Source organism: Pseudomonas sp. NBRC 111132 (genome assembly GCF_001320565.1).
GTDB classification, from domain to species: domain Bacteria; phylum Pseudomonadota; class Gammaproteobacteria; order Pseudomonadales; family Pseudomonadaceae; genus Aquipseudomonas; species Aquipseudomonas putida_P.
This window is the reverse complement of sequence record NZ_BCBI01000048.1, coordinates 1-24,104: the sequence shown is the minus strand read 5'-3', so window position 1 is coordinate 24,104 and position 24,104 is coordinate 1. Positions and strand designations below refer to the sequence as shown.

19 protein-coding genes are annotated in these 24,104 nt (G+C 64.8%); 13 read left to right on the top strand and 6 right to left on the bottom strand.

The features are described from left to right. Window positions 1-58: 58 nt before the first annotated feature. On the bottom strand, window positions 59-1,138 hold the full coding sequence (qhpR, locus tag APH35_RS20650) for an AraC-like transcriptional regulator QhpR (protein ID WP_060515361.1): 1,080 nt from the start codon (window positions 1,136-1,138) through the stop codon (window positions 59-61). Between the two features lie 195 nt (window positions 1,139-1,333). Further along, window positions 1,334-2,344 carry a phosphotransferase enzyme family protein gene (locus APH35_RS20645; protein WP_060492989.1) on the bottom strand — a complete coding sequence of 337 codons (1,011 nt, stop codon included), beginning with the start codon at window positions 2,342-2,344 and terminating at the stop codon, window positions 1,334-1,336. 229 nt (window positions 2,345-2,573) lie between these two features. On the opposite strand from APH35_RS20645, the gene fabG reads away from it, so the two are divergent. The 3 genes from fabG to APH35_RS20630 are packed head-to-tail and all read left to right on the top strand — an operon-like array spanning window position 2,574 to window position 6,261. Continuing rightward, window positions 2,574-3,347 carry a 3-oxoacyl-ACP reductase FabG gene (gene fabG, locus APH35_RS20640; protein WP_012271456.1) on the top strand — a complete coding sequence of 258 codons (774 nt, stop codon included), beginning with the start codon at window positions 2,574-2,576 and terminating at the stop codon, window positions 3,345-3,347. A 41-nt stretch (window positions 3,348-3,388) separates the two neighbouring features. Continuing rightward, the gene (locus tag APH35_RS20635) at window positions 3,389-4,939 is read left to right on the top strand and encodes an APC family permease (protein WP_060492987.1); all 1,551 of its coding nucleotides are present in this window, start codon (window positions 3,389-3,391) and stop codon (window positions 4,937-4,939) included. Window positions 4,940-4,950: 11 nt separating this feature from the next. Beyond that, the gene (locus APH35_RS20630) at window positions 4,951-6,261 is read left to right on the top strand and encodes an aspartate aminotransferase family protein (protein WP_060492986.1); all 1,311 of its coding nucleotides are present in this window, start codon (window positions 4,951-4,953) and stop codon (window positions 6,259-6,261) included. A gap of 69 nt (window positions 6,262-6,330) precedes the next feature. On the opposite strand, the gene APH35_RS20625 is transcribed toward APH35_RS20630, so the two are convergent. Further along, window positions 6,331-8,256 carry an AMP-binding protein gene (locus tag APH35_RS20625; protein ID WP_060515360.1) on the bottom strand — a complete coding sequence of 642 codons (1,926 nt, stop codon included), beginning with the start codon at window positions 8,254-8,256 and terminating at the stop codon, window positions 6,331-6,333. A 294-nt stretch (window positions 8,257-8,550) separates the two neighbouring features. Here APH35_RS20625 and sfnG point away from each other — a divergent pair, with 294 nt between their 5' ends. Continuing rightward, window positions 8,551-9,645, top strand: a complete 1,095-nt coding sequence (gene sfnG, locus APH35_RS20620; RefSeq protein ID WP_012271460.1) for a dimethylsulfone monooxygenase SfnG — start codon at window positions 8,551-8,553, stop codon at window positions 9,643-9,645. A 93-nt stretch (window positions 9,646-9,738) separates the two neighbouring features. After that, window positions 9,739-10,320 carry a hypothetical protein gene (locus APH35_RS20615; protein ID WP_041166440.1) on the top strand — a complete coding sequence of 194 codons (582 nt, stop codon included), beginning with the start codon at window positions 9,739-9,741 and terminating at the stop codon, window positions 10,318-10,320. 57 nt (window positions 10,321-10,377) lie between these two features. Here the strand turns inward: APH35_RS20615 and APH35_RS20610 are convergent, their stop codons facing one another. Together APH35_RS20610 and APH35_RS20605 are read right to left on the bottom strand one after the other, a co-directional pair. Next, window positions 10,378-11,685 (bottom strand): NtaA/DmoA family FMN-dependent monooxygenase, encoded by a 1,308-nt coding sequence (locus APH35_RS20610; protein ID WP_012271462.1) that lies wholly within the window; start codon window positions 11,683-11,685, stop codon window positions 10,378-10,380. A gap of 57 nt (window positions 11,686-11,742) precedes the next feature. After that, window positions 11,743-13,827 (bottom strand): TonB-dependent receptor, encoded by a 2,085-nt coding sequence (locus APH35_RS20605; RefSeq protein ID WP_060515359.1) that lies wholly within the window; start codon window positions 13,825-13,827, stop codon window positions 11,743-11,745. 220 nt (window positions 13,828-14,047) lie between these two features. On the opposite strand from APH35_RS20605, the gene APH35_RS20600 reads away from it, so the two are divergent. Next, window positions 14,048-14,866, top strand: coding sequence for an IclR family transcriptional regulator (locus tag APH35_RS20600; protein WP_041166441.1), 819 nt, complete (start codon window positions 14,048-14,050; stop codon window positions 14,864-14,866). Between the two features lie 9 nt (window positions 14,867-14,875). On the opposite strand, the gene APH35_RS20595 is transcribed toward APH35_RS20600, so the two are convergent. Next, window positions 14,876-15,679 carry an ABC transporter ATP-binding protein gene (locus APH35_RS20595; RefSeq protein WP_012271465.1) on the bottom strand — a complete coding sequence of 268 codons (804 nt, stop codon included), beginning with the start codon at window positions 15,677-15,679 and terminating at the stop codon, window positions 14,876-14,878. A gap of 110 nt (window positions 15,680-15,789) precedes the next feature. Here APH35_RS20595 and fepB point away from each other — a divergent pair, with 110 nt between their 5' ends. The 7 genes from fepB (at window position 15,790) to APH35_RS20560 (ending at window position 24,103) form a co-directional block, all read left to right on the top strand. Beyond that, the gene (fepB, locus tag APH35_RS20590) at window positions 15,790-16,689 is read left to right on the top strand and encodes a Fe2+-enterobactin ABC transporter substrate-binding protein (RefSeq protein ID WP_060515358.1); all 900 of its coding nucleotides are present in this window, start codon (window positions 15,790-15,792) and stop codon (window positions 16,687-16,689) included. A 2-nt stretch (window positions 16,690-16,691) separates the two neighbouring features. Next, complete coding sequence (locus APH35_RS20585) at window positions 16,692-17,696, top strand: FecCD family ABC transporter permease (RefSeq protein WP_012271467.1); 1,005 nt, start codon at window positions 16,692-16,694, stop codon at window positions 17,694-17,696. Next, window positions 17,693-18,736 carry a FecCD family ABC transporter permease gene (locus tag APH35_RS20580; protein ID WP_123108947.1) on the top strand — a complete coding sequence of 348 codons (1,044 nt, stop codon included), beginning with the start codon at window positions 17,693-17,695 and terminating at the stop codon, window positions 18,734-18,736. Before APH35_RS20585 ends, APH35_RS20580 begins: the two co-directional genes overlap by 4 nt. 252 nt (window positions 18,737-18,988) lie before the next feature. After that, a complete protein-coding gene (locus APH35_RS20575; protein ID WP_012271469.1) occupies window positions 18,989-19,471 on the top strand; it encodes a formate dehydrogenase subunit gamma in 483 nt (160 codons plus the stop codon). Beyond that, window positions 19,465-21,024, top strand: coding sequence for a formate dehydrogenase beta subunit (locus APH35_RS20570; RefSeq protein WP_060515357.1), 1,560 nt, complete (start codon window positions 19,465-19,467; stop codon window positions 21,022-21,024). Before APH35_RS20575 ends, APH35_RS20570 begins: the two co-directional genes overlap by 7 nt. After that, window positions 21,021-23,903: a formate dehydrogenase subunit alpha gene (fdhF, locus tag APH35_RS20565; protein WP_012271471.1), complete on the top strand. Its 2,883-nt coding sequence runs from the start codon at window positions 21,021-21,023 to the stop codon at window positions 23,901-23,903. Before APH35_RS20570 ends, fdhF begins: the two co-directional genes overlap by 4 nt. Further along, on the top strand, window positions 23,900-24,103 hold the full coding sequence (locus APH35_RS20560) for a formate dehydrogenase subunit delta (RefSeq protein WP_060515356.1): 204 nt from the start codon (window positions 23,900-23,902) through the stop codon (window positions 24,101-24,103). The genes fdhF and APH35_RS20560 overlap by 4 nt, the downstream gene beginning before the upstream one ends. Window position 24,104: the final 1 nt, after the last annotated feature.

Sequence of the window (24,104 nt, the reverse complement as noted above, 5' to 3'; positions counted from 1 at the left end):
CCTGTGATAGTGGGCACATCCGCGAAGCATGCGATGCACGCAAGCAGCAGCTCCAGTGCTAGGCATCCACCCTCTGCCCCTTGTGCGCCTGGCGCCATTGTTTGGGGCTGACATCGAACCAGCGGCGAAACGCCCGCGAGAACGCGCTGATTTCCGAGTACCCCAGCAGCAATGCCAACTCGGAAATCGGCAGCGCCGACTGTTGCAGGTAATAGGTCGCCAGCTCCTGGCGCACGGTGTCGAACAGGGTCGAAAAACTCAGCCCCTGCTCCTGCAGGCGGCGTTGCACGGTCCAGCTGGGCAGGCGCAATTGCTCGGCTACCTGCTCCAGGCTCGGGTAGCCGTCGCCCAACAGGGCGCGAACCTGGGTTTTCACATCATCGACAATGCCTGGGCGGTTGAGCGTGCCGGCCTGGCCGCGGAGCAGGTGCATGCTTTCGATGACGATGGCCAGCAAGCGTGGGTCGCGGCCGGGCATTGGCCGGTCGAGCACGCTGCGGCGAAACACCAGCGCATTGCGCTGCTGACCAAACAGCACCGGGGCGTCGAACACTTTGCAGTGCTCATGCCAGGCCTCGGGTTGCGGGTGCTCGAACAACACCTTTTCGGGTGCCCAGTTTTGCCCCAGCGCATGGCGCATCAGGTTGAAGAACATGCCCAGCGACAGTTCGGCGTCCTGCCGCTTGCGCAGGATGGCGCCGTATTGCACCTGGTAGTCCAGGCGGTAGAACTCGCCCATTTCCTCCAGCCGCAACAGGCTGCTCTGCTGGTGCACCGGGAAGGTGTTGACCACGTTGCGCAGGGCATCGCCCAAGGTGGCAGAGCACATGCCCACGTAGCCGAGCAGCCCGAGCGCGTCGGGCTTGAACTGCTGGCCGAAGCGCAGGCCGAAGTTGTCATTGCCGGTTTGCCGAGCCGCCTCCTCGAATACCTGGCAGTACTGGTTCAGGTCCAGGGTGAGGGTAGGGTGCTCCAGGCGCTCGCTGTCGATGCCGGCGCGCCCCAGGATGCGTTCGGCATCGCCACCTTGCTGGCCGATGAAGCCGACCAGGCCGGTCGCCGCCGAGGCCAGAATGCCTATCGAGTTGCCAGGCGGGGCACTCGCTGGTTGGCGCGAGCCTGTATGGATAACGTGCACGAAGCTTCCTCCTCGGTCGTTTACCGGCTGTTGCTGGGTAAATGAAGGAGCAATTTTCATTCCACGCCGGGCCAACGGCCGTACGCCAGCCTGTCGACCGCTCAAGGGCAACTCATTGCGGCGCTGCCGGGGGCCCTCATGGCGCAGGCTGCGCACCAGCACGGTGCGTAGCCTTTGGTTACAAAACTGTTTCGATCATGCCCGTGCGAGTGCGCCCACCGGCCGCTCCTGCAAGTAACGCTGGCACAGGCCCACGGTCTGCTCGACCCATTGCGGGCCCAGGCACTCCACTTGTGGCGTGCCGCGGTGGGTGCCGGTCCAGGCCAGCAGTTGCAGACGCCGCTGCATGATCAGCGTCGGCAGCATGGCTATGTCGCTGGCATCCAGGCTGGCCACGCTGCTGTAACCCGCCAGCCAGTTGTCGATCCACTGCGGCAGGTCGGGGTGGTGTTCGAAGAAGCTCAGGGCCGCTGCCAGGTCGTGCAGGTACCAGCCCATGCCGCAGTCGTCGAAGTCGATGATGCGGGTGCGATCACCTTGCACCAGCAGGTTGGTCAGGCGTAGGTCAGCGTGGATAAGGCCAAAGCGTGATGGGTCTTCGCCATAGCCGGCCAGGCGCGCGCCGATCACCTGTACCGCTTCGCTGATCAAGGCGCTGCCCCGGGCATCCAGGTAGGGCGCTTCGCGCCAGCTGCCCCAGTGGCCGTGCTCACCCAGCATGCTTTGGTGGTTCCAGGTCAGCCGTTGAAAATTGTCGGGGCGTTGCCAACTGCGGGCGTGGCGATGCAGGTGGGCATTGATGGCGCCAAGCCGGCGGAACGAAGCATTCAACTGTTGCTGGTCGGGCTCGCCGCCCTCTATCCAATGAAACAGCACCACGTAACGATGGCCAAGGCCGGGCAGCTCGACCCTTTGAATCGCTTCGCCGTCCACCCCGGCGATGGGCACTGGTACCTCCAGGCCGGCCTGCTCCAGCGCGGCCAGCCAGGCCAGTTCACTGGCGATGTCGGCGTGTTGGTGATAGCCGGCGCGGTGCACACGCATCACATACCGTTGCCGCAAGCCCCGTACCCGATACGTGGCGTTCTCGGAGTGCACCAGCAACTCGATCTGGCCCTGGTAGGTATCGGCATAGCCAGCCAGCGCGTGCTGGGCGAAACGTTCAAGCACGGCAGGGCTGGTGTGAGATGGGTGATCGTTGGTCATCAGGCACGCTCCGTTGGCAGGGGTCTGGCTGCCAGCATGAGTCGAGCCCCGCGCCACTGGCTTGACCGCAAACCGCGAAATCTTGACCACACGCCACAAGCCGCCTGGGCCGCTTCGAGAATTTGATCCTGCAGCCCTCAACTTGTGCCCTGCGGTCAAGTCGCCACCTGCCGGCCGGCCCACCATCGGCCCCCATCACTGGCGTAAACAGCGGATCGAGGGCTAGAGCATGCTGACTTCACTACAAGGCAAAAGCGTATTGGTCACCGGCGGTACCAGCGGTATCGGCCTGGGCATCGCCGTCGGCTTCGCCCGCCAGGGCGCCAAGGTGGCGATCAGTGGCCGGCACCGGGACAAGGTTGAGGCTGTCGCCAGCCGCTTGCGTGATCAAGGCCTGGCCGTCATCGGCCTGGTGGCCGATGTGGGTGACCGCGCGCAGGTGCTGCGGATGATCGAAGAGGTGGCGCAGGCCCAGGGCGGGCTCGATGTACTGTGCGCCAATGCCGGGGTCTTCCCCTCTGCCGCACTGGCCGAGATGAGCGATACCGACTGGGACAAGGTGCTCGGCACCAATGCCAAAGGCACCTTCCTCTGCGTGCAGGCGGCGCTGCCGTATTTGCGCAGGGCCGAGTACGGCCGGGTGATCCTGACCTCGTCCATCACCGGGCCAGTCACCGGCTTTCCAGGCTGGGCGCACTACGGCGCGAGCAAGGCAGCGCAGCTGGGTTTCATGCGTACCGCAGCGATCGAGCTGGCCCGCGATGGCATCACCATCAATGCCCTGCTGCCAGGCAACATCGTTACCGAAGGCTTGCAGGGCATGGGCGAGGACTACCAGGCCAGCATGGCCGCGTCCATTCCGCTCAAGCGCCTCGGCCAGGTCGAGGACATTGCCAATGCCGCGTTGTTCTTTGCTTCCAGAGAGGCCGGCTACATCACTGGGCAAAGCCTGATCATCGATGGTGGGCAGATCCTGCCCGAGTCCCTGCAAGCACTGGCCTGACCCTTTTCCACCAAAACCATAAAAGCACGGAGTGGATCCTGATGAGCGAGACCTACAGCGGTGAACTGGAGCGCCGGCTTGACAGCCAGGCACAGCCCCATGAGGTGCAGCGCCTGCGCAAGAATGCAGTGGGCTTGATGGGTGTGCTGTTCATGACGGTTGCCACTGCGGCGCCGATCACCGCCATGCTTGGCAACGTGCCGATCGCCATCGGCAGCGGCAATGGTCAGTACGCGCCGGCGGGCTACCTGGTGGCCACGATCATCCTGGCGCTGTTCGCCATTGGCTATGCACAGATGGCCAAGTACATCACCGCCACAGGGGCGTTCTACGGCTTCATTTCCCATGGCTTGGGCCGGGTGGTGGGCATGGCCTCGGGGCTTGCCGTAACGCTGACCTACATCGTTTTCGAAGCGGCGTTGGTGGGCATTTTCGCCTTCTTCTGTGAAGACCTGCTGGCCAGTGTCGTCGGCCTGCATGTGCCATGGATCGTGTTTGCCCTGGCCATGCTATTGGCCAACGGCGTGCTCAGCTACTTCGACATCTCCCTCACTGCCAAGGTGCTGGGGCTGTGCCTGGTGCTGGAGATCCTGATGCTGGGGCTGATGGCCTTTGCCGTGCTGTTCCACGGCGGTGGGCCGCAGGGCATGGCGGTGGAGTCAATCAACCCGCTCAACGCCTTCCGGCCAGCCGAGGGGGTGATAGGTGCGAACGCTGGCATCGGCCTGTTCTTCGCCTTCTGGTCCTGGGTGGGTTTCGAGTCCTCGGCCATGTACGGCGAGGAATCACGCAACCCGAAAAAGATCATCCCCTTGGCGACGCTGCTCGCGGTGATCGGCATCGGCGTGTTCTATGTGTTCGTCTCGTGGATGGCCATCGCCGGTTCCGGCCCTGCCGAAGCCATTCGCCTGGCGCAGGACCCGGCCAGTGCCGCCGAGGTGTTCTACGGGCCGACCCGCTTGTACCTGGGCGAGTGGGCCGTGAGCCTGTTCAAGCTGTTGGTGGTGACCGGCTCGTTTGCCTGCGGCATGGCCTTCCATAACTGTGCCGCGCGCTACCTCTATGCCCTGGGCCGGGAGAACCTGTTCGTGTTCCTAGGCCGCACCGTTGGCCGTACTCATGCCCGCCATGGCTCGCCGCATGTAGCCTCGACCGTGCAAAGCGTGATCGCCACGCTGATCGTGCTGGCGTTCCTGCTCACCGGTAAAGACCCGTATGCCGACTTGTATGCCTTGCTGGCAATCCTCGGCACCATGGGCATTCTGATCGTCCAGGCGCTGTGCGCCTTCGCCGTGATCTGCTACTTCCATGTCGGCACCCAACGCCGTGCCCAGGCCCATTGGTTCAAGACCTTCCTCGCGCCCCTGCTGGGCGGCATCGGCATGCTGTACGTGGTTTACCTGCTGTTCGCCAACCTCAGCTTCGCCGCTGGCAGCGCGGCCGAATCGCTGTTGTTCCGGCTGATCCCGTGGATCGTCGCCGCCAGCTTCGCGTTGGGTGGCTCGATCGCCTTGTACTTCCGTTACTTCGACCGCCGCAAGTACCACATCATCGGCAGCATCGTCATGGACGACGCCCGCCAGGACACCTGAGGAGACCGACCATGTTGAAAGTAAATGCCTTCCAGCCCGAGCAGGCTGCTGCCCTGGATGCCGCCGAGCGCCGCCTGATCGAGCGCCGCCAACGCCTGCTGGGGCCGGCCTACCAGCTGTTCTACGACAACCCGCTGCACCTGGTGCGCGGCGCGGGTACGTGGCTGTACGACACGGCAGGGCGGGCCTACCTCGACCTGTACAACAACGTCGCCTCGGTGGGCCATAGCCACCCTCGTGTGGTCGAAGCCCTGGCCGGGCAGGCGGCTGCGCTCAATACCCATACCCGCTACCTGCATGAAGGCGTACTCGATTATGCCGAGAAGCTGCTGGCGACCATGCCGGCGCAGTTGGGCAACGTGATGTTCACCTGCACCGGCAGTGAGGCCAATGACCTGGCCCTGCGCATTGCCCGGGACTACACCGGGGGCACAGGCGTGATCGTTACCCGCTATGCCTACCACGGTATGACGGCGGCCATCGCCGAGCTGTCGCCGTCGGTGGGCGACTACGTGCCGCTGGGCCGTGACATCCGCGTGGTCGACGCCCCGTTGCACCTGCCGCACGCTCCGCACCAGGTTGGCCAGCAGTTCGCCGCCCAGGTGCGTGCTGCGCTGGCCGACATGCAGCGTCATGGCATCCGCCCGGCTGCGTTGTTGGTCGACACGTTGTTCACCAGCGATGGCGTGTTCGCCGACCCTGCCGGCTTTCTTGTCGAAGCGGTGGAGGCGGTGCGCGCTGCGGGTGGCCTGTTCATCGCCGACGAGGTGCAGCCAGGTTTTGGCCGCACCGGCACGCACATGTGGGGCTTCCAGCGCCATGGCCTGGTGCCCGACCTGGTGACCATGGGCAAACCGATGGGCAATGGTCACCCGCTGGCAGGTTTGACGGTGCGCCCTGAAATCCTGGAGCGCTTCGGCCGCAACGCCAGTTACTTCAACACGTTTGGCGGCAACCCGGTGTCTGCGGCCGTGGGCCTGGCAGTGCTGCAAGTGATCGAGGACGAAGGCCTGCAGGAGAATGCCCGGCAGGTGGGGGGCCAACTGAAGGAGGGCCTGGAGGGCCTTGCACGCGAGCATGCCTGCCTTGGCCAGGTACGTGGCGCGGGGTTGTTCATTGGGGTGGATGTGGTAGCGCCGTCGGGGGCTGCCGATGGCGCCACGGCGCGGCGTATCGTCAACCTGCTACGGGAAGAAGGCATGCTGATCGGCGTGTCGGGGGCCGACAACAATGCCCTGAAGATCCGCCCGCAGTTGTGCTTCTCGGCGCAGAACGTCGAGCAGTTCCTCAGCGCCTTGCAGCGTGTGCTGCACCAGCTGTGACGGTGTGACCCCGGTTGTACGCGCGCCCCGCCAAGGTTTGCCTTGGCGGGGTTTGTTTTTTCAGCCTGGTCAGTGCCCGGTGGCAGCCTTGCGTCCCTGGGCGGCGTCATAGCAACCTGCCTGTTCGAACACCGCGCGCACTTCATCCAGCACGGCCGGGTCTTCGATGGTCGCAGGCATGGCCACTTCGGGGTTGGCGGCCAGGCTGCGCAGGGTCTTGCGCAGAATCTTGCCAGAGCGGGTCTTGGGCAGGCGCTTGAGGATGAACACCCGCCGTAGCGAAGCGACAGCGCCGACCGCATCGCGCACCCTGGCGACCAGTTCGCGTTCCAGCAGCGCCGGGTCGGGCTGCTGGCCGTGCTTGAGCACCACGAACCCCACCGGCACCTCGCCCTTGAGCTCCTCGGCCAGTGCCACCACCGCGCACTCGGCAACGGCCGGGTGCTCGCCCAGGGCTTCTTCCAGGCTACCGCTGGACAGCCGGTGCCCGGCCACGTTGATCACATCGTCCACCCGGCCCATGACGAACAGGTAGCCGTCTTCGTCCAGGTAGCCGCCGTCGCCGCTGCAATAGTAGCCGGGGAAGCTGCTCAGGTAGCTGTCGGCAAAGCGCTGCGGGTCGCCCCACAGGGTGGTCAGGGTGCCGGGCGGCAATGGCAGGCGCAGGGCGATGTTGCCCGGCTGGTTGCAGGGGACAGGCTGGCCTTCGTCGTCCAGAATGTCCAGCCGGTAGCCCGGCATCGGTACGCTGGCCGAGCCGGTCTTCATCGGCAAGTCATCCAGCCCGCGCGGGTTGCCGGCAATCGCCCAGCCGGTCTCGGTCTGCCACCAGTGGTCGACAACCGGGCAGGGCAGAAACCCCTGCAGCCATTGGCTGGTTGGCGGGTCCAGGCGCTCGCCGGCCACGTACACGGCCTTCAGGCAGGACAAGTCGCGACCGGCGGCCAGCTGTACCTGCGGGTCTTCGCGCTTGATGGCGCGGAAGGCAGTGGGGGCAGTGAAGAACACATTCACCTGGTGTTCGGCGATCACCCGCCAGAACGCCCCGGCGTCGGGCGTGCGCACCGGCTTGCCCTCGTACAGCAAGGTGGTGCAGCCACGGATCAGCGGGGCATAGACGATGTACGAATGGCCCACGACCCAGCCGATGTCCGAGGCAGCCCAGAACACCTCGCCGGGGTGTGCGTCGTACAGGGCCTGCATGCTGAAGTTGAGCGCCACGGCATGCCCGCCGTGGTCACGCACTACACCTTTGGGTTTACCCGTGGTGCCCGAGGTATAGAGGATGTACAGCGGGTCCGTGGCATTCACTGGCACCGCAGGTACGGCTTCGGCTTGGGCCTGCAGTTGTTGCCAGTCGTGCTCGCGGGGGCCGTGCAACGGGGCCAGGGCCTGTTCGCGTTGCTCGATCACCAGGTGCGGGCTATGCCCGTTGGCCAGTTGCAGGGCCTGGTCGAGCAGCGGCTTGTAGGGCACCACCCGGTCGTACTCGATGCCGCAGCTGGCGCTGAGCAGCACCTTGGGCTGGGCATCGCGGATTCGCACCGCCAGCTCGGCGGCGGAGAAACCGCCAAACACCACCGAGTGCACGGCACCCAACCGCGCACATGCCAGCATGCCGACGAGCGCCTGGGGGATCATCGGCATGTAGATGATCACTCGGTCACCACGCCCCACCCCAAGGGCGCGCAGCATACCGGCGCACCGGGCCACGCGCGCTTGCAGCTGCTGGTAGCTGATGCGCTCCTGCACGCCTGTGGCGGGTGAGTCGTAAAGGATGGCGCAGCGCTCGCCTGCGCCATCCGCGACGTGGCGGTCCACGGCCAAGTGGCAGGTGTTCAGTTGGCCATCGGCGAACCAGCGGCCGCTGCCATCAGCCTGGGCAGTGAAGATCTGTTGCGGAAAGCGATGCCAGTCCAGTGCGGCGGCCTGTTCGCGCCAGAAACCTTCGGGGTCGTCGGCAGCGCGGGCATAGGCCTGCAGGTAGCTAGTCATGGGGTTCTCCTGGTTGCTGTTATTGTTTTACCGGCCTTGCGGCCTGCTGTAATCCTCCCAGTCAGCGCGGAGAGTCGCTTGACCATCGGGCACAATTACTTGACCGCCGAGCGCTTGGCTGGCGCCTTCTGGCGTGCTGTTGCAGGGGCAACAGTGGTTTTACAGTCTGCTGTCTGCCATGCACTCGGACAGCAGGCGAACTTCGTGCAACTTGTTGATATTTTTGGGTTTGTCGATTGGCACGGTTGCTGCTCCTGTCTCCTCGAACCCCAAGGACTCTCAAGGAGCCTCCCCATGAGCCACGCCCCAATCAAGTTCGCCTACTGGGTCCCCAACGTCAGCGGTGGCCTGGTGGTCAGCACCATCGAGCAGCGCACCAGCTGGGACATCGACTACAACCGCAAGCTTGCGCAAATTGCTGAAAAGGCCGGCTTCGACTACGCCCTGTCGCAAATCCGTTTCACAGCCGGTTACGGCGCCGACAACCAGCATGAGTCGGTCACCATCAGCCACGCGCTGCTGGCTGCCACAGAAAAACTCAAGGTTATCGCCGCCATCCTTCCGGGCCCCTGGAACCCGGCTCTGGCGGCCAAGCAGCTGGCCAGCATCGACCACTTCACCCATGGCCGTATCGCCATCAACGTGGTCTCGGGCTGGTTCAAGGGCGAGTTCCATGCCATCGGTGAGCCTTGGCTGGACCACGACGAGCGCTATCGCCGTTCCGAAGAGTTCATCCGCGCGCTGAAGGGCATCTGGACCCAGGACAACTTCACCTTCAACGGCGACTTCTATCGCTTTCGCAACTACAACCTCAAACCCAAGCCGCTGCAGCAGCCACACCCGGAGATTTTCCAGGGTGGTAGCTCGCGTGCTGCGCGGGACATGGCGGCGCGCGTGTCGGACTGGTACTTCACCAACGGCAACAGCGTCGAGGGGATCAAGGCCCAGGTCGACGATATCCGCGCCAAGGCGGCGGCCAACGGCCACTCGGTAAAGATCGGGGTCAATGCCTTCATCATCGCCCGCGACACCGAGGAACAGGCGCGCGCAGTGCTGCAGGAAATCATCGACAAGGCCAACCCCGAAGCGGTGCGGGCGTTCGGTCAGGAAGTGAAGCATGCGGGGTCGGCCAGCCCGGAGGGCGAGGGTAACTGGGCCAAGTCCAGCTTCGAGGACCTGGTGCAGTACAACGATGGTTTCAAGACCAACCTGATCGGCACGCCTCGGCAGATTGCCGAGCGAATCGTTGCTCTGAAGGCGGTGGGCGTCGACCTGATCCTTTCCGGGTTCCTGCATTTTCAGGAAGAAGTGGCGTATTTCGGTGAGCACGTGCTGCCATTGGTGCGCGAGCTGGAAGCCACGCACGGCGCGGAAAAAGCGGTGGCCTGAAGCCGGGGCAGGGCGGCCTTGGCACCCTGCCAGTATTGTCGGATTGTCGTGCAGGGGTTAGGTTTGCCGGCTCACTTCAAGGAAGACAACCCCATGAAACGGACCTTACCGCTGCTGTTCGCCTGCGCGATTTTCCCCCTGCAAGCCTGGTCGGCGCTTGAAGTCGGCCAGTTCACCCTGGGCATGCCCAAGCCCCAGGTCCTCGCCATTCTGCAGCAGCAGTTCGGTGAGGTAGAGCAATTCACCGGCTATCACTATCAGGTGCCTACCGAGTTTTTTCAGGGGGCCGGCCCGAAGGGAAATTACAACCTCGGCGGTATACCCGTCTCGAAAGTGAAGGCGTCCTTCAACGAGGCCGACCAGCTTCGCCAGGTGCAGGTGCAGTTGGACACCACCGACGAGGCGCGGGTCCAGCAGTTGCTGCCGATGACCAAGGACGCCAAGCGGGTGCCGCGTTCCGGTGGCCGGCTAGAAGCGTTTTCCGCAGACGGTGAGTTGGTTTATTGGGTGTCCAAAGACTGGGGCTGGACAGTGGTGACCATCGCCGACAAGGCCAGCTCGGCGAACAACATCAAGGCGCGGGCCAAGAGCGATGAGACCTTTGCCCAGCTCAATCGCAAGTTCGACAAGCTGATTGAAACGGCCAAGGCGGTGGAGGGGAAGGGCACGCCTTGAACTTTTGTGGGCATTGCTTTGTGTCGCGATGGGCTGCGTAGCAGCCCTCGTTGACCGTCAATACCGCTGCAGGTGCTCGGCGAACGTAGCCCCCTGATAGCGCTCACGGAACAACCCACGCTCCACCAGTCGCGGCACCACCTCATCCAGAAAACTGTACACCGAGCCAAACGAGCCTCCTGGCGCGGCGATAAAGCCATCCATTACCCCTGCCTCAGCCCAGTCGGCAATCTCGGCCACGGCATCATCGACCGTGCCGATCACCTGCCAGTGCGCCGCCGACAGCACTTCCGGGCGCATCAGCAGCTCTTCTGGCAATAGCGACTCGCGCTCGATCAGCCGGCGCAGCAGGCTTACATGGGTGCGGCTGGCACCGGGCAGCAACTGTAGCGGCGGCAGGTCGGTCGCTTGAATGCGCCGGTCGCTCGGCCAGTTGGTCAGGTCGATGCCGATCATCTTCTCGATAGCAGCAAACTTGCGCGGCTTGTCCACCTGGGCGTGGGTGTCCATGAACAGCTCGCGGGCCTGCTGACGGGTGGGCGCCAGGTACAGACTCAGGCCTGGCAGCAGGCGAATGTCATCGGCCTGGCGACCATGCTTTTGCGCACGGCGCGACAGATCGCGGCGCAGGTCGGCGGCGGCGGCCTGGTCGGGGGTAGGGGCAAACACGATGTCCGCGACACGGGCGGCAAAGTCGCGGCCGCTGTCGGATGCACCCGCCTGGATCAGTGGAATGCGCGCCCCCTGTTCGGGCAAGTTCAGTGGGCCCTGCACCTGCAGGAAGTCACCTTGGTGGTTGATCGGCAGGACCTGCGCCGGGTCGGCATACATTCCGTTCTCGCGGTCGATGCGCAGGGCCTGCTGCGGGAAGCTGCGCCATAGCCGCTGGACCACTTCGGTGAACTCGGCGGCGCGGGCGTAGCGTTGTTCTGCGCAGGGCATGGCCGCCAGGCCGAAGTTTTCGTGGCCCTGCAAGGCTGTGACGATGTTCCAGCCAACCCGGCCCTGGCTCAGCCAGTTCAGCGACTGTAGCTGACGCGCGACCAGGTAGGGCGGGAAGAAAGTGGTCGAGACCGTGGACACCAGGCCAATATGGTGGGTCTCGCGGGTAAGCGCGGCCAGTAGCACGGTGGGGTCGAGGCTGGTAAAGCCCGAGCCACTTGCCAGGGCATCGGCGACTACGCAACTGACATCAGGGCGGAACACGAAGTCCAGGTGCGCGGCTTCCGAGCGGCGCGCGATGTCCATGGCGAAATCGCTGCCGAACAGGGTTTCGACGCGGCTGTCGACGCGCCGCCAGCCCTCGCCGCTGAGCCAGGTGGGGGCGAGCGACATGCCGATGTGCAGGCCTTTTTTCAATTTCATCAGGGTCTCCGGTTGCTGGCTGTTGCGGGTTGGGGCCGCGAAGCGGCCCGGTTGACATCAGAAGGCGCCTTTGACACCCACTCCCACGGTACGCGGCTCGGTCATGCTCGCTTCGATACCGCCTATCCCCCGGTTGGTTTGCATATAGGTAGGGGTGCGTTCGTCGAACACGTTTTTCACGTAGGTGTACACCTGCACCTGGTCGCTGAAGCGGTAGCTCATGCGCGCGTCGGCCACGGTGTAGCCGTCGATGGCATAGCTTTTGGTGTTGGCAACGTCCGAGTAGTAACCGTCGATGTGCCGCACCTGGGCATTGAGGTTGACGCGGTCAGTGATGTCCCAGCTCGGGCCGAAGCTGACGGTGTAACCGGGCGAACGGGCAAATTCGTTGCCGGCATAGCGGTTGTTGGCGTCGATTTCGTCGATGCGGGTTTGCAGGGCACCCGCGCTGGCCTTGAGGGTCAGGTTATCCAGCACGCGGTAGTCCGCCGACAGCTCGAAGCCATAGGCATGGGCCTTCTCGGCGTTGATGGTGTAGGACTGGGTCAGGCCCGAGGCCAGCACCACCGGGATGTTGTACTGGGCATCTTGCATGTCCATGTAGAACAGGTTGGCGTTCAGGTGCAGGCGGTCGTCCAGCAGGCTGGCGCGGGCGAACAGCTCGTAGTTCCACATGCGCTCATCGTCGAACGCCTCGAAGCGCTTGCTGCTTAGGTTGAGCGACACACCACCCGGGTTGTAGCCGCGGCTGACCATGCCGCCGACGGTCCATTGCGGGGTCAGGGCGTAGGCCAAAGACACCTTGGGCAGGAGCGCGGTGAAGGTCTTGTCGTAGTCCAGCCCATTGGCGGCGAACGGCGAAGTGCCGCTGCGCTGGATCTGGTCCTGCTGCAGGCGCAGGGCAGTGGTGAGCGTCCAGCGGTCATTGAGGCGGTAGCTGACCTCACCGAATACGCCCAGGTTGCGCTTGGTGTCGTCGAAGTCCGAGATGCCGCCGTAATACAGGATTTCGTCCGAGTCGGTGCGCGCCAGGTACAGGCCAGCCATACCGCTGAGGGTGTCCTGTTGCTCGCCGAAGGTGATGCGGCTTTCGTTGGAGAAGTTTTTCTGGCGAATGTCGGCATCTCCGCCGTTCGCCACGCCAATCACCCGATGCACGTTGGACAGCGAATACTGGGTCTGGTTGAACAGCTTCATGCCGTTGTCCAGTTCGTAATCCACGTCGACGATGTGCGTGTTGCTCTGTTGGTGCCAGCTGGGCATGGTGGCGCCGGTGTGGTCCAGCTTGTGGAACGGCCGCGAGGCTGCTTCCTGGGTGGGGCGATTGGAGTCGCCGTGGGCGAAGGTGTACTTCAGACCCAGGCCGGGCACCGCATCAGGCAGCCACAGCAGCTTGCCACGCAGGTTCAGGGCGCGGAAATCCTGGTCGGTGTTGTGGCTGGCAAACGAGGGGTTGGTGTAGTCGATGAAGGTGTCGCGCGCTGCATAGTCCAGTGCCAGGCGCCCGGCCAGGTTGTCGCTGAGTGGGCCGGAGACTGCCAGCGAAGAGCGCCGTGAGTGGTAGCTGCCGATCTCGGCCTGGTAGGCCGCCTCCGGGGTGAAGGTCGGGTCCTTGGTCTTGACCACGATGGCGCCGGCAATGGCGTTGGCACCCTGGCTGGTGGTCTGCGGGCCGCGGTACACCTCGATGCTGTCCACGTCCCACACCGATGGCGCGCCAAAGTACATCTCGTTGTAGTTCAGGTAGTGCCCGTCAAGGTTGATGGTGGCGCGCGGCACAGTACCGCCCCAGAACACGTTGGCGCCGTTGTTCGGCCCCTGGGTGTCCTGGCCGCGAATGATCGGCGCGCCCACCGTGTCGGTGTAGATCACATTGGGGACGTCGTTGAGCACTTCGTGTACCGAGGCATTGCCGGTCTTGAGGCTGTCGATTTCGCTGGCGCTTTTCACCGACACCGACGAAGCGGTGTTGCGCAGGTCACGTTCGACCTTTTCGCCGCTGACCAGCACGGGGGTGAGCACCAGCTGCGAGCTGCCGGCAGTAGTGGGCTGGTCGGCCAGGGCGTGGGGGGCTGCGAGCAGGGTAGACAGGGTCAGCACACCGAATCCATGGCTGAACGAGCGTTGCGCAGGGTACTTCAAGACAACCTCCAAATGAGAACGATCCTCGTTTGCGCTGAAAGGTATCACGGTGCCATTGCGTTCCGCAATAAAGAATCTATTCCTCAGAGTGGTATGCTGATGCTTGGCCTAGCCGGCGTGCGCGCCAGGCCGGGGCCGCTGGCGGTATGATGGGCAGCCGCGCTTGCCGGCCACCCTAGTGATGCCTGGCGGAAAAACCAGAAATGAGGAGATAGCCCCGTTGAACACTTTGCAGTCCCCCGCCGACACGGAGCCGGAGAGCCCGGGCGAGAAGCGTTCCGGCACCATTCAGTCGGTGTCTATCGCTGCGCGGTTCCTGAATGTACTGGCCAATGCGGAGAATGAACTGAGCCTGGGTGAGGTGGCCCGGCGCACAGGCACCGGCGGTTCCACGGCGCACCGCTACCTGCAGAGCCTGGTCAAGGAGGGGCTGGCCAAGCAGGACCCGGCCAGTGCGCTGTATGACCTGGGCCCGGCCGCGCTCAGCATCGGTATCGGCGCCCTCAAGCGTGTGGATGCCGTGGAAATTGCCGCCCAGCACATGAAGGGGCTGGCCCAGCGGCATGCCGCCAGCGGCGGGGTGGCGATCTGGACCGACCGGGGCCCGACACTGGTGCGTTGGTACCGCAGCGCTTACTTCTCGATCAACCCCCTGGCTCTGGGCGATATCCTGCCGATCGACAACACGGCCTGCGGGCTGATTTTCCAGGCGTTCCTGCCCAAAGCTACCATCGAGGCGGCGCGCAAGCTGCAGCCGGCGCATTTTCGTGGCACCCCGCCCAGTGCCAAAGTGCTGGAGCAGATCCGCCAGCATTGCTGGGCCGAATTGACCAGCCACTTGCTGTCCAGCGTGACCGGGCAAGCGGCGCCGGTGTTCGATGCGCAGCAGGAGATTGTTTGTGTGATGACTACGGTGACCGACCTGGGGCAGTTGCGTACACCGGAGGATCGCCAGGCGTTGTTCCATGAGGCAGGGTTGGTCAACCAGGCGACCGGTGGGCGCATGCTGGGTGCGCCGGCGCCGGTGCTGCCGGCATGAGCGCAGGTCTTACTGTTCGTCGGGTTGAGGCTCGCGTCGCCCTCGTGGCACCAGCATAGGCGTCCCGCTCACCGGGTCGTCAATCACCAGCCCGGATAACCCAAAGACCTGCTGCACCAGCGCCTCGGTGAAGATCTGCGCCGGCGCCCCCTGGGCGACGATGGCGCCTTCACGCATGGCCACCAAGTGGCTGGCATAACGGCAGGCCTGGTTCAGGTCGTGTAGCACCGCCACGATGGTGCGCCCCTGTCGGTTCAGGTCGCGCAGCAACTCCAGCAATTCATACTGGTGGGCGATATCCAGGTAAGTGGTGGGCTCATCCAGCAGCAACAGTGGGGTGTCCTGCGCCAGCACCATGGCAATCCACACGCGCTGGCGCTGGCCGCCAGACAATGCCTGCACCGGGCGCTCGGCCAGCGCCTCGATGCCGGTCGCATGCATCGCGCGCTGTACCGCCTGTTCATCCTCGGGTGACCACTGTTGCCACAGACGCTGGTGCGGATAGCGGCCGCGCGCGACCAGTTCGGCTACGCGAATGCCGTCCGGTGCGCTGGCACTTTGCGGCAGCAGGGCCAGGCGCCGGGCCACGTCCTTGGCCGGGCGCTGCTGAATGTCCTGGCCATCGAGCAGCACCTGGCCGCAGCTGGGCACCAACAGCCGCGACAGTGCTGCCAGCAGGGTCGATTTACCGCAGGCGTTGGGGCCGATTATCACAGTGAAGGCACCGTCCTGGATGTCCAGCGACAGATCGTGCGACAGGGTTCTTTGGTCGCGGCGCAGGGTCAGCGCGCGGGCTTGCAGGCGAGGGCTCATGGCGGGTCCTTGGCAATCCGGTATTTTGCGGAACGTATTCTACATGATGGAATTATCTGTATGAGAAGTATTATCATGCGCAGCTGATTCCCTCTGAGCGAAGCCGAGCAATGAAGCGTTTTCGAGTTTGTGCAGCACTGGCCGCCGTCGCCCTGGCGCTGGCTGGGGTGATCCCGAGTGCAATAGCCGCGCCCGCGCGAATCGTCTCTACCACACCGAGCGTGACCGGCATCCTGCTGGCCATGCAGGCCCCCTTGGTGGCCAGCGCCGCCGCCACGCCTAGCCGCCTGACCGATGACAAGGGCTTCTTCTCGCAATGGGCAGCTGTGGCCGACCAGCGTGATGTGCAGGTGCTGTACCGTAACCTGCAGTTCGACATCGAGGCCGTGGTGGCCAGCGCCCCCGACTTGCTGGTGGTGTCTGCCACCGGTGCCGACAGCGCCGCGCCGCACCTGGCCGAGCTGAAAGCCCAGGGCGTGCCGACGCTGGTGGTCAACTACTCCAACCAGTCCTGGCAGGACCTGGCTACCGAGCTTGGAGAAAAGACCGAACTGCAACAGCAGGCCAAGGCGGTGATCCAGCGGTTCGACGACTACACCCGCGAAACGGCAGCCCGCCTGACCCCCTCGCCAAGGCCGGTCGTCCTGATCGGCTACAACATCGGTGGCAGTTATTCCATCGGCCGCACATTCAGCCCGCAGGCAAGGCTGCTGAGCGCACTCGGCTTTCAAGTGCGTGAACTGCCCGAGGCGATGGCGGGGCAGGTGATTCGCGCCACCGAATTCCAGTTCATTTCCCGCGAAAACCTGGTCGCCGCCATCGGTGATGCGGATGTGTTCCTGCTCAGCGCCGACGACAAAGATGGCCAAGCCTTCCTCCACGACCCAGTGCTGGCCAACCTGCGCGCGGTGCAGCACAAGCGCGTGTACCCGTTGGGGCCCAGTTCGTTCCGCATCGACTACTATTCCGGGCGGCAGATGCTCGACACCGTCGCCGGCTACTTCCACTGACCATGGCTGGCCCGACTTTGCGCCCTGCGCTGCTGGCAGGGCTATTGCTGCTGTTCATGGCGGCGCTGGCGAGCCTGCTGATTGGCTCGCATCCGATTACCGTCGGCGTGGTATTCGACGCCCTCTACCAGCCCGACCTGCTGAACGATGAGCACCTCATCGTGCGTGAGTTACGCGTGCCACGCACGTTGGTGGCGCTGCTGGCTGGCCTCGCGCTGGGGGCAGCGGGTACTTTGATGCAGGCACTGACACGCAACCCGCTGGCCGAACCGGGGCTGCTGGGCGTGAATGCCGGCGCCGCGCTCGCGGTCATCCTAGGCGTAGCATTGTTTGGTCTGACCCAGGTCAGCCAGTACATCCCGCTGGCCTTTTTCGGCGCTGGCATCGCCGGAGTTGTCGTGTTTCTGCTTGGCCAGGCCGGCGCTGCCGACAGCAGCCCGGTGCGCCTGGTACTGGCCGGGGCAGGGCTGAGCATGCTGCTGGCCTCGCTCACGGCCATCCTCGTGCTCAACACCCCACCTCAGGTCTATGACCATTTCCGCAATTGGGCGGCCGGCTCGTTGGCCGGCAGCAGTACGGCTGCGCTGCCATTGCCGACCTTGGCGATCGCCTTGGGCCTGGCCCTGGCCGCCGCCTTGATGCCACAACTCAATGCCTTGGCGCTGGGCCGAGATCTGGGCCGGGCGTTGGGCGTGAATGTGCGCCTGACCTGGGCGCTGGCCTGCGTGGCGCTGATGTTGCTGGCCGGCAGTGCTACCGCCATTGCCGGGCCGATCGGTTTCGTCGGGTTGGTGGCGCCGCACCTGGCACGATCGCTGGTGGGGCCGGACTACCGGCGCATGCTGCCCTATGCCGCGCTGATCGCTGCGCTGTTGCTGCTGGGCGCCGACCTGCTGGGCCGCGTGCTGGCGGCACCCGCGGAGCTGGCCGCCGGGACCCTGGCGCTGTTGCTTGGTGGGCCGGCCTTTATCGTATTGATTGGCAGGTTTCGCCTATGTCAGCTGTGAATGGGTTGCGTGTGCTTCGATGCGGGCCCCTGAGCCTGCGTTTCAGTTTGCGGGCCGTGCTGGTCGGCAGTGCACTGTCGCTGTTGGTGATGGGCCTGGCGGTGTTGCTGCTGGGTACGGGTAGCCTGCCGATCCATGCAGGCCAGGTGTTGACCAGCCTGTTTGGGCAGGGTGACAACGAGATGGCCAGCCGCATTGTCATCCGCGTGCGTTTGCCGCGGGTACTCACGGCAATGCTGGTGGGCGCGGCGCTGGGCATGGCTGGGGCAATCTTCCAGTCGATCGCGCGCAATGCTCTGGGTTCGCCCGATGTCATTGGCTTTACCACAGGCGCTGCGAGTGGTGCCATCGTGCAAATCATCCTGTTCGATGCCGGCCCGTTGGCCACGGCGTTGGCCGCTGTTGCAGGCGGCATGCTTACCGCGTTGCTGGTGTTGCTGTTGGCGCGTCGCGGGCAGGGCGGCCAGGGTTACCGGCTGGTGCTGGTGGGTATAGGCATGGGCGCCACGCTGTCGGGCCTCAACCAGCTGCTGCTGGTCACCGGCGACCTCGACCAGGCACTGTTCGCCCAGCTGTGGCTGGCCGGTTCGCTCAACACTCGTACCTGGGCCCATGTGTTGCCTGCCACGCTGGGGTTGGCACTGATGGTACCGGTGGCCCTGCTGTACAAGCGTGAACTGGCACTGATGGAAATGGGCGATGGCATGGCTGGCCAGTTGGGCGTGGCGGTGGAGCGTTCGCGGTTGCGCCTGGTGCTTGCAGCGGTAGGGCTTACTGCCATTGCCACTGCCGCAGCCGGGCCGATTGCTTTCATCGCCCTGGCTGGCCCGCAATTGGCGCGGCGGCTTACGCGTACTGCGGGGGTGCCATTGCTGTGTGCCGCCTTGATGGGCGCGGCGCTGCTGCTGGTGGCCGATTGGCTGAGCCAACGCCTGGCGGCCACGGCGCAGTTGCCGGTGGGGTTGGTGACCGGAGTATTGGGTGGTTGCTACCTGCTGTGGCTGATTACGGCTCAGCGTCAAGGGTCTGGAGCAGGGTGAAGCCTGGCTGGCCGGCCTCCTGACCACAGGTCGGTTTCAGGATGCGCCTGGTCGCTCGCACGCAACCCCTCGACGCCACAAGTGCCATGCTTGCAGGATGCCCAGGGACCAGCGCGCGCAGATGTGCGGCCGTGGGCAAGGAGGCCGCCAGTACCACGCAACCGTGACGTGGCCGGCGCGCCGCAGCAGAACACGCCGGACACCTGCCCTCACAATCATTCAGGCAGGGTCCGTGATGCCGAGGTCCGCTGTATGCCTGATGAATTGCTCCACCTGCCCGATATCCAGCGCATTCTGGCCCGCGACAAGGCCACCCCTGGGGCCCTGTTGCCGATCCTGCATGCCATCCAGCACGACATCGGTTACATCCCCGATGCGGCTGTCCCCGAAATCGCTCATGCCCTGAACCTTAGCCTGGCCGAGGTGCGCGGGGTGATCAGCTTCTACCACGATTTCCGCACCGCGCCGCCTGCCCGTCATACTCTGCGCCTGTGCCGCGCCGAGTCGTGCCAGAGCCGTGGCGCCGAGGCCCTGGCCGCGCAGCTGCGTGAACAGCTGGCACTGGACGATCATGGCACCAGCGCCGACGGCGCCATCAGCCTTCGGCCGGTGTATTGCCTGGGCGCCTGTGCCTGCTCGCCGGCGCTGGAGCTGGACGGCCAAGTGCACGCGCGCCTCACCCCCGAGCGCCTGCGCGCCCTGGTCAATGGTTGCCGGGAGGACGCTGCATGCTGACCCTGTACATTTCCTGCGATTCGGTCGCCCGCGCCGTGGGTGCCGATCAGGTCGTCGAGGCCTTGCAGCGCGAGGCCGAGCGCCGCCAGTTGCTTCTGGACATCCAACGCACCAGCTCACGCGGGTTGTACTGGCTGGAGCCGCTGATCGAGTGCGACAGTGCGCAAGGGCGCCAGGGCTTCGGCCCAGTTACCCCGCAGGACGTGCCGTCCCTGCTCGATGCCCTGGCCGGTGATCCTGGTGGCCACTCACTGGCACTGGGCGCGGTCGAAGAAATACCTTACCTCAAGACCCAGCAGCGCCTGTTGTTCGCCCGCGCCGGCATCACCCGCCCGTTGTCGCTGGATGACTACCGCGCCCACGGCGGTTTCGCAGGGCTGGAGGCAGCCGTGGCCCTGGACGGTGCCGACGTGGTCGCTGCGGTACTCGATTCCGGTCTGCGTGGCCGTGGTGGCGCGGCGTTCCCGGCCGGCATCAAGTGGCGCACCGTGCGTGACGCCGATGCCGGGCAAAAATACGTGGTGTGCAACGCCGACGAGGGTGACTCCGGCACCTTTGCCGACCGCATGCTGATGGAGGGCGACCCCTTCCTGCTGATCGAGGGCATGATCATTGCCGGCCTCGCCGTCGGGGCCGACAAGGGATACATCTATGTACGCTCGGAATATCCCGACGCTATCCGCTCGCTTGACCAGGCCTTCACCATTGCCCGTGATGCGGGGTACCTCGGCACTGACGTAGCCGGCAGTGGCCAGGCGTTCGACCTGGAAGTGCGAGTGGGCGCCGGCGCCTATATCTGCGGCGAAGAAACCGCGTTGCTCGAATCCATCGAAGGCAAGCGCGGCATCGTCCGCGCCAAGCCCCCACTGCCCGCGCTGCAAGGCCTGTTCGGCTTGCCGACGCTGGTGCACAACGTGCTTACCCTGGCTTCGGTGCCCATCATTCTGGCCAAGGGCGCGGCGTTCTATCGCGATTTCGGCATGGGCCGCTCGCTGGGCACCATGCCGTTCCAGCTGGCCGGTAACATCCGCCAGGGTGGCTTGGTGGAGCGTGCGTTCGGCCTGACCCTGCGCGAACTGGTGGACGGTTACGGCGGTGGCACGGCCAGTGGCCGGCCGCTGAAGGCCGCGCAGGTCGGGGGGCCGCTTGGTGCCTGGGTACCCCCCAGCCACTTCGACACGCCGCTGGACTATGAAGCCTTCGCCGCCATGGGCGCGATGCTCGGCCACGGCGGTGTAGTGGTGGCCGACGACACCCTGAACATGGCCAGCATGGCGCGTTTCGCCCTGCAGTTCTGCGCCGAGGAGTCCTGTGGCAAGTGCACCCCATGCCGCATCGGCTCGACGCGGGGCATGGAAGTGGTCGACCGGCTGATCGCCAGCAGCGACCTCGCTGAACGCCACGACCAGGCGCTGTTGCTGCGCGACCTGTGCGACACGATGCAGTACGGCTCGCTGTGCGCCATGGGTGGCATGACCGCCTACCCGGTGGCCAGTGCGCTCAAGTACTTCCCTGCCGATTTTGGGCTGACCACCACGGAGGCCGCGCAGTGATCAATTTCTTCGACCCCGCTTCTGATAAAAACAGCGACCTCGGCACCCCGGCCCGTGACAGCGACGTGCAGGTCAGCCTGAGCATCGACGGCCGCGCCATCAGTGTGCCCGCCGGCACCTCGGTGATGCGCGCCGCCGCGATGCTCGGCACCAGCATCCCCAAACTGTGCGCCACCGACAGCCTTGAAGCCTTCGGCTCGTGCCGCATGTGCATGGTGGAAATCGAAGGCATGCGCGGCTACCCGGCGTCCTGCACCACGCCGGTCAGCGAAGGCATGGTGGTACGTACCGAAACCCCGCGCCTGGCCGGCCTGCGCCGCAACGTGATGGAGCTGTACATTTCCGACCACCCGCTGGACTGTCTGACCTGCTCGGCCAACGGTAACTGCGAGCTGCAGACCGTGGCTGGCCAGGTGGGCCTGCGCGAGGTGCGCTATGGCTATGACGGCGCCAACCACCTGGCCGAGAAAAAGGACGTTTCCAACCCGTATTTCGACTACGAGCCGAGCAAGTGCATCGTTTGCAGCCGCTGCGTGCGCGCCTGCGAGGATATCCAGGGCACCTTTGCCCTGACCATTACCGGGCGTGGTTTTGAATCGCGGGTAGCGGCAGCGGGTGGTGATGACTTCCTCACTTCCGAGTGCGTGTCGTGCGGCGCCTGCGTGCAGGCCTGCCCGACTGCGACCCTGACGGAAAAGAGCCTGGTGCAACTTGGCCAGCCTGAGCGTTCGGTCATTACCACGTGCGCCTACTGCGGCGTTGGCTGTTCGTTCCGCGCCGAAATGAAGGGCGACCAGCTGGTGCGCATGGTCCCGGACAAGAACGGCGGCGCCAACCATGGCCACGCCTGCGTCAAAGGCCGCTTCGCCTGGGGTTATGCCACCCACCCGGACCGCATTACCAAGCCGATGATTCGCAAGCGCCTGGAAGACCCGTGGCAGGAAGTGAGCTGGGACGAGGCGGTGACCTATGCCGCCAGCGAGTTCCGCCGCATCCAGCTCAAGTACGGGCGCGACGCCATTGGCGGCATCACCTCCAGCCGCTGCACCAACGAAGAAGCCTACCTGGTGCAGAAATTGGTGCGCACGGCATTCGGCAACAACAACGTCGATACCTGCGCGCGGGTGTGCCATTCGCCCACTGGCTATGGCCTGAAGCAGACCCTGGGTGAATCGGCGGGCACGCAAAGCTTCGATTCGGTGATGCAGGCCGACGTGGTGCTGGTGATCGGCGCCAACCCCACCGATGCTCACCCGGTGTTTGGTTCGCAACTCAAGCGTCGCTTGCGCCAGGGGGCTCGGCTGATCGTGATCGACCCACGGCGTATCGACCTGGTCGACTCGCCGCACGCCCGTGCCGAGCTGCATCTGCAACTGCGCCCAGGCACCAACGTGGCCATGCTCAACGCCCTGGCCCACGTGATAGTCACCGAGGGCCTGCTGGCTCAACGCTTCATCGATGCCCGCTGCGAAACCGAAGACTTCGCCCGCTGGCGCGACTTCGTCAGCCTGGCAGACAACGCCCCCGAGGTGCTCGGCCCGGTCTGTGGTGTGCCTGCCGAGCAGATCCGCGCCGCTGCGCGGTTGTATGCCACCGGCGGCAACGCAGCCATCTATTACGGCTTGGGCGTGACCGAGCACAGCCAGGGTAGTACTGCGGTGATGGGCATCGCCAACCTGGCCATGGCCACCGGCAATATCGGCCGCGAGGGGGTAGGGGTGAACCCGTTGCGCGGGCAGAACAACGTGCAGGGTTCGTGCGACATGGGTTCGTTCCCCCACGAGCTGCCCGGCTACCGGCATATCTCCAACGAGGGCGTGCGCGCCGAGTTCGAACGAGCCTGGGGCGTGACCCTGCAGCCCGACCCTGGTCTGCGCATTCCCAACATGTTCGAGGCTGCGTTGGACGGCAGCTTCAAAGCGTTGTACTGCCAGGGTGAGGACATCGCCCAGAGCGACCCCAACACCCAGCACGTCACGGCAGCCTTGCACGCCATGGAGTGCGTGGTGGTGCAGGATATTTTCCTCAACGAAACCGCCAAGTTCGCCCATGTTTTCCTGCCGGGCAGTTCATTCCTTGAAAAGGACGGCACTTTCACCAATGCCGAACGACGCATTTCGCGGGTGCGCAAGGTCATGGAGCCGCTGGCCGGCAAGGCCGACTGGGAAGCCACCGTGGCCCTGGCCAACGCCCTGGGCTACCCGATGAACTACCGCCACCCGTCCGAGATCATGGACGAGATCGCTCGCCTGACGCCGACCTTCCGCCGGGTAAGCTACGCCGAGATCGACCGCCATGGCAGCCTGCAATGGCCATGCAACGATGCCGCACCCGATGGCACACCGACCATGCACATCGACCAGTTCGTGCGTGGCAAGGGCCGCTTCATGCTTACCGGCTACGTGCCCACCGACGAAAAGGTCAACAACCGCTATCCGCTGCTGCTGACCACCGGGCGCATCCTCAGCCAGTACAACGTCGGGGCTCAGACCCGGCGTACCGGCAACGTCGCCTGGCATGACGCCGACCGTTTGGAGATCCACCCGACCGACGCCGAAAGCCGTGGCATTCAGGACGGTGACTGGGTGGGAATCGGCAGCCGCGCCGGGCAGACCGTGCTGCGTGCCAAGGTCAGCGCACGGGTGGCGCCGGGCGTGGTGTACACCACGTTCCACTTCCCTGAATCGGGGGCGAACGTGATCACCACCGACAACTCCGACTGGGCCACCAACTGCCCCGAGTACAAGGTGACGGCTGTGGAAGTGGTGAAAGTGTTCCAGCCATCACAATGGCAAAAGCGCTACCAGGACTTCAGTGATGAACAGCGGCGGCTGCTGATAGAGCGCCGCACAGCGGAAAAAGCCGAGGTGCGCCGATGAGCAGTGACAACCTGGTCAAGATGGCCAACCAGATTGCCCATTACTTCGACAGTGAGCCAAACCGGGCGCTGGCGGTGCAGGGGGTGCGGCAGCATTTGCAAAGCTTCTGGACGCCGGCCATGCGCCGGCAATTGGTGGAATGGATAGAGGCCAATGCAGGGGAGGGCCTGGACCCGAAGGTGCGCGAGGCGATGGCCTAGC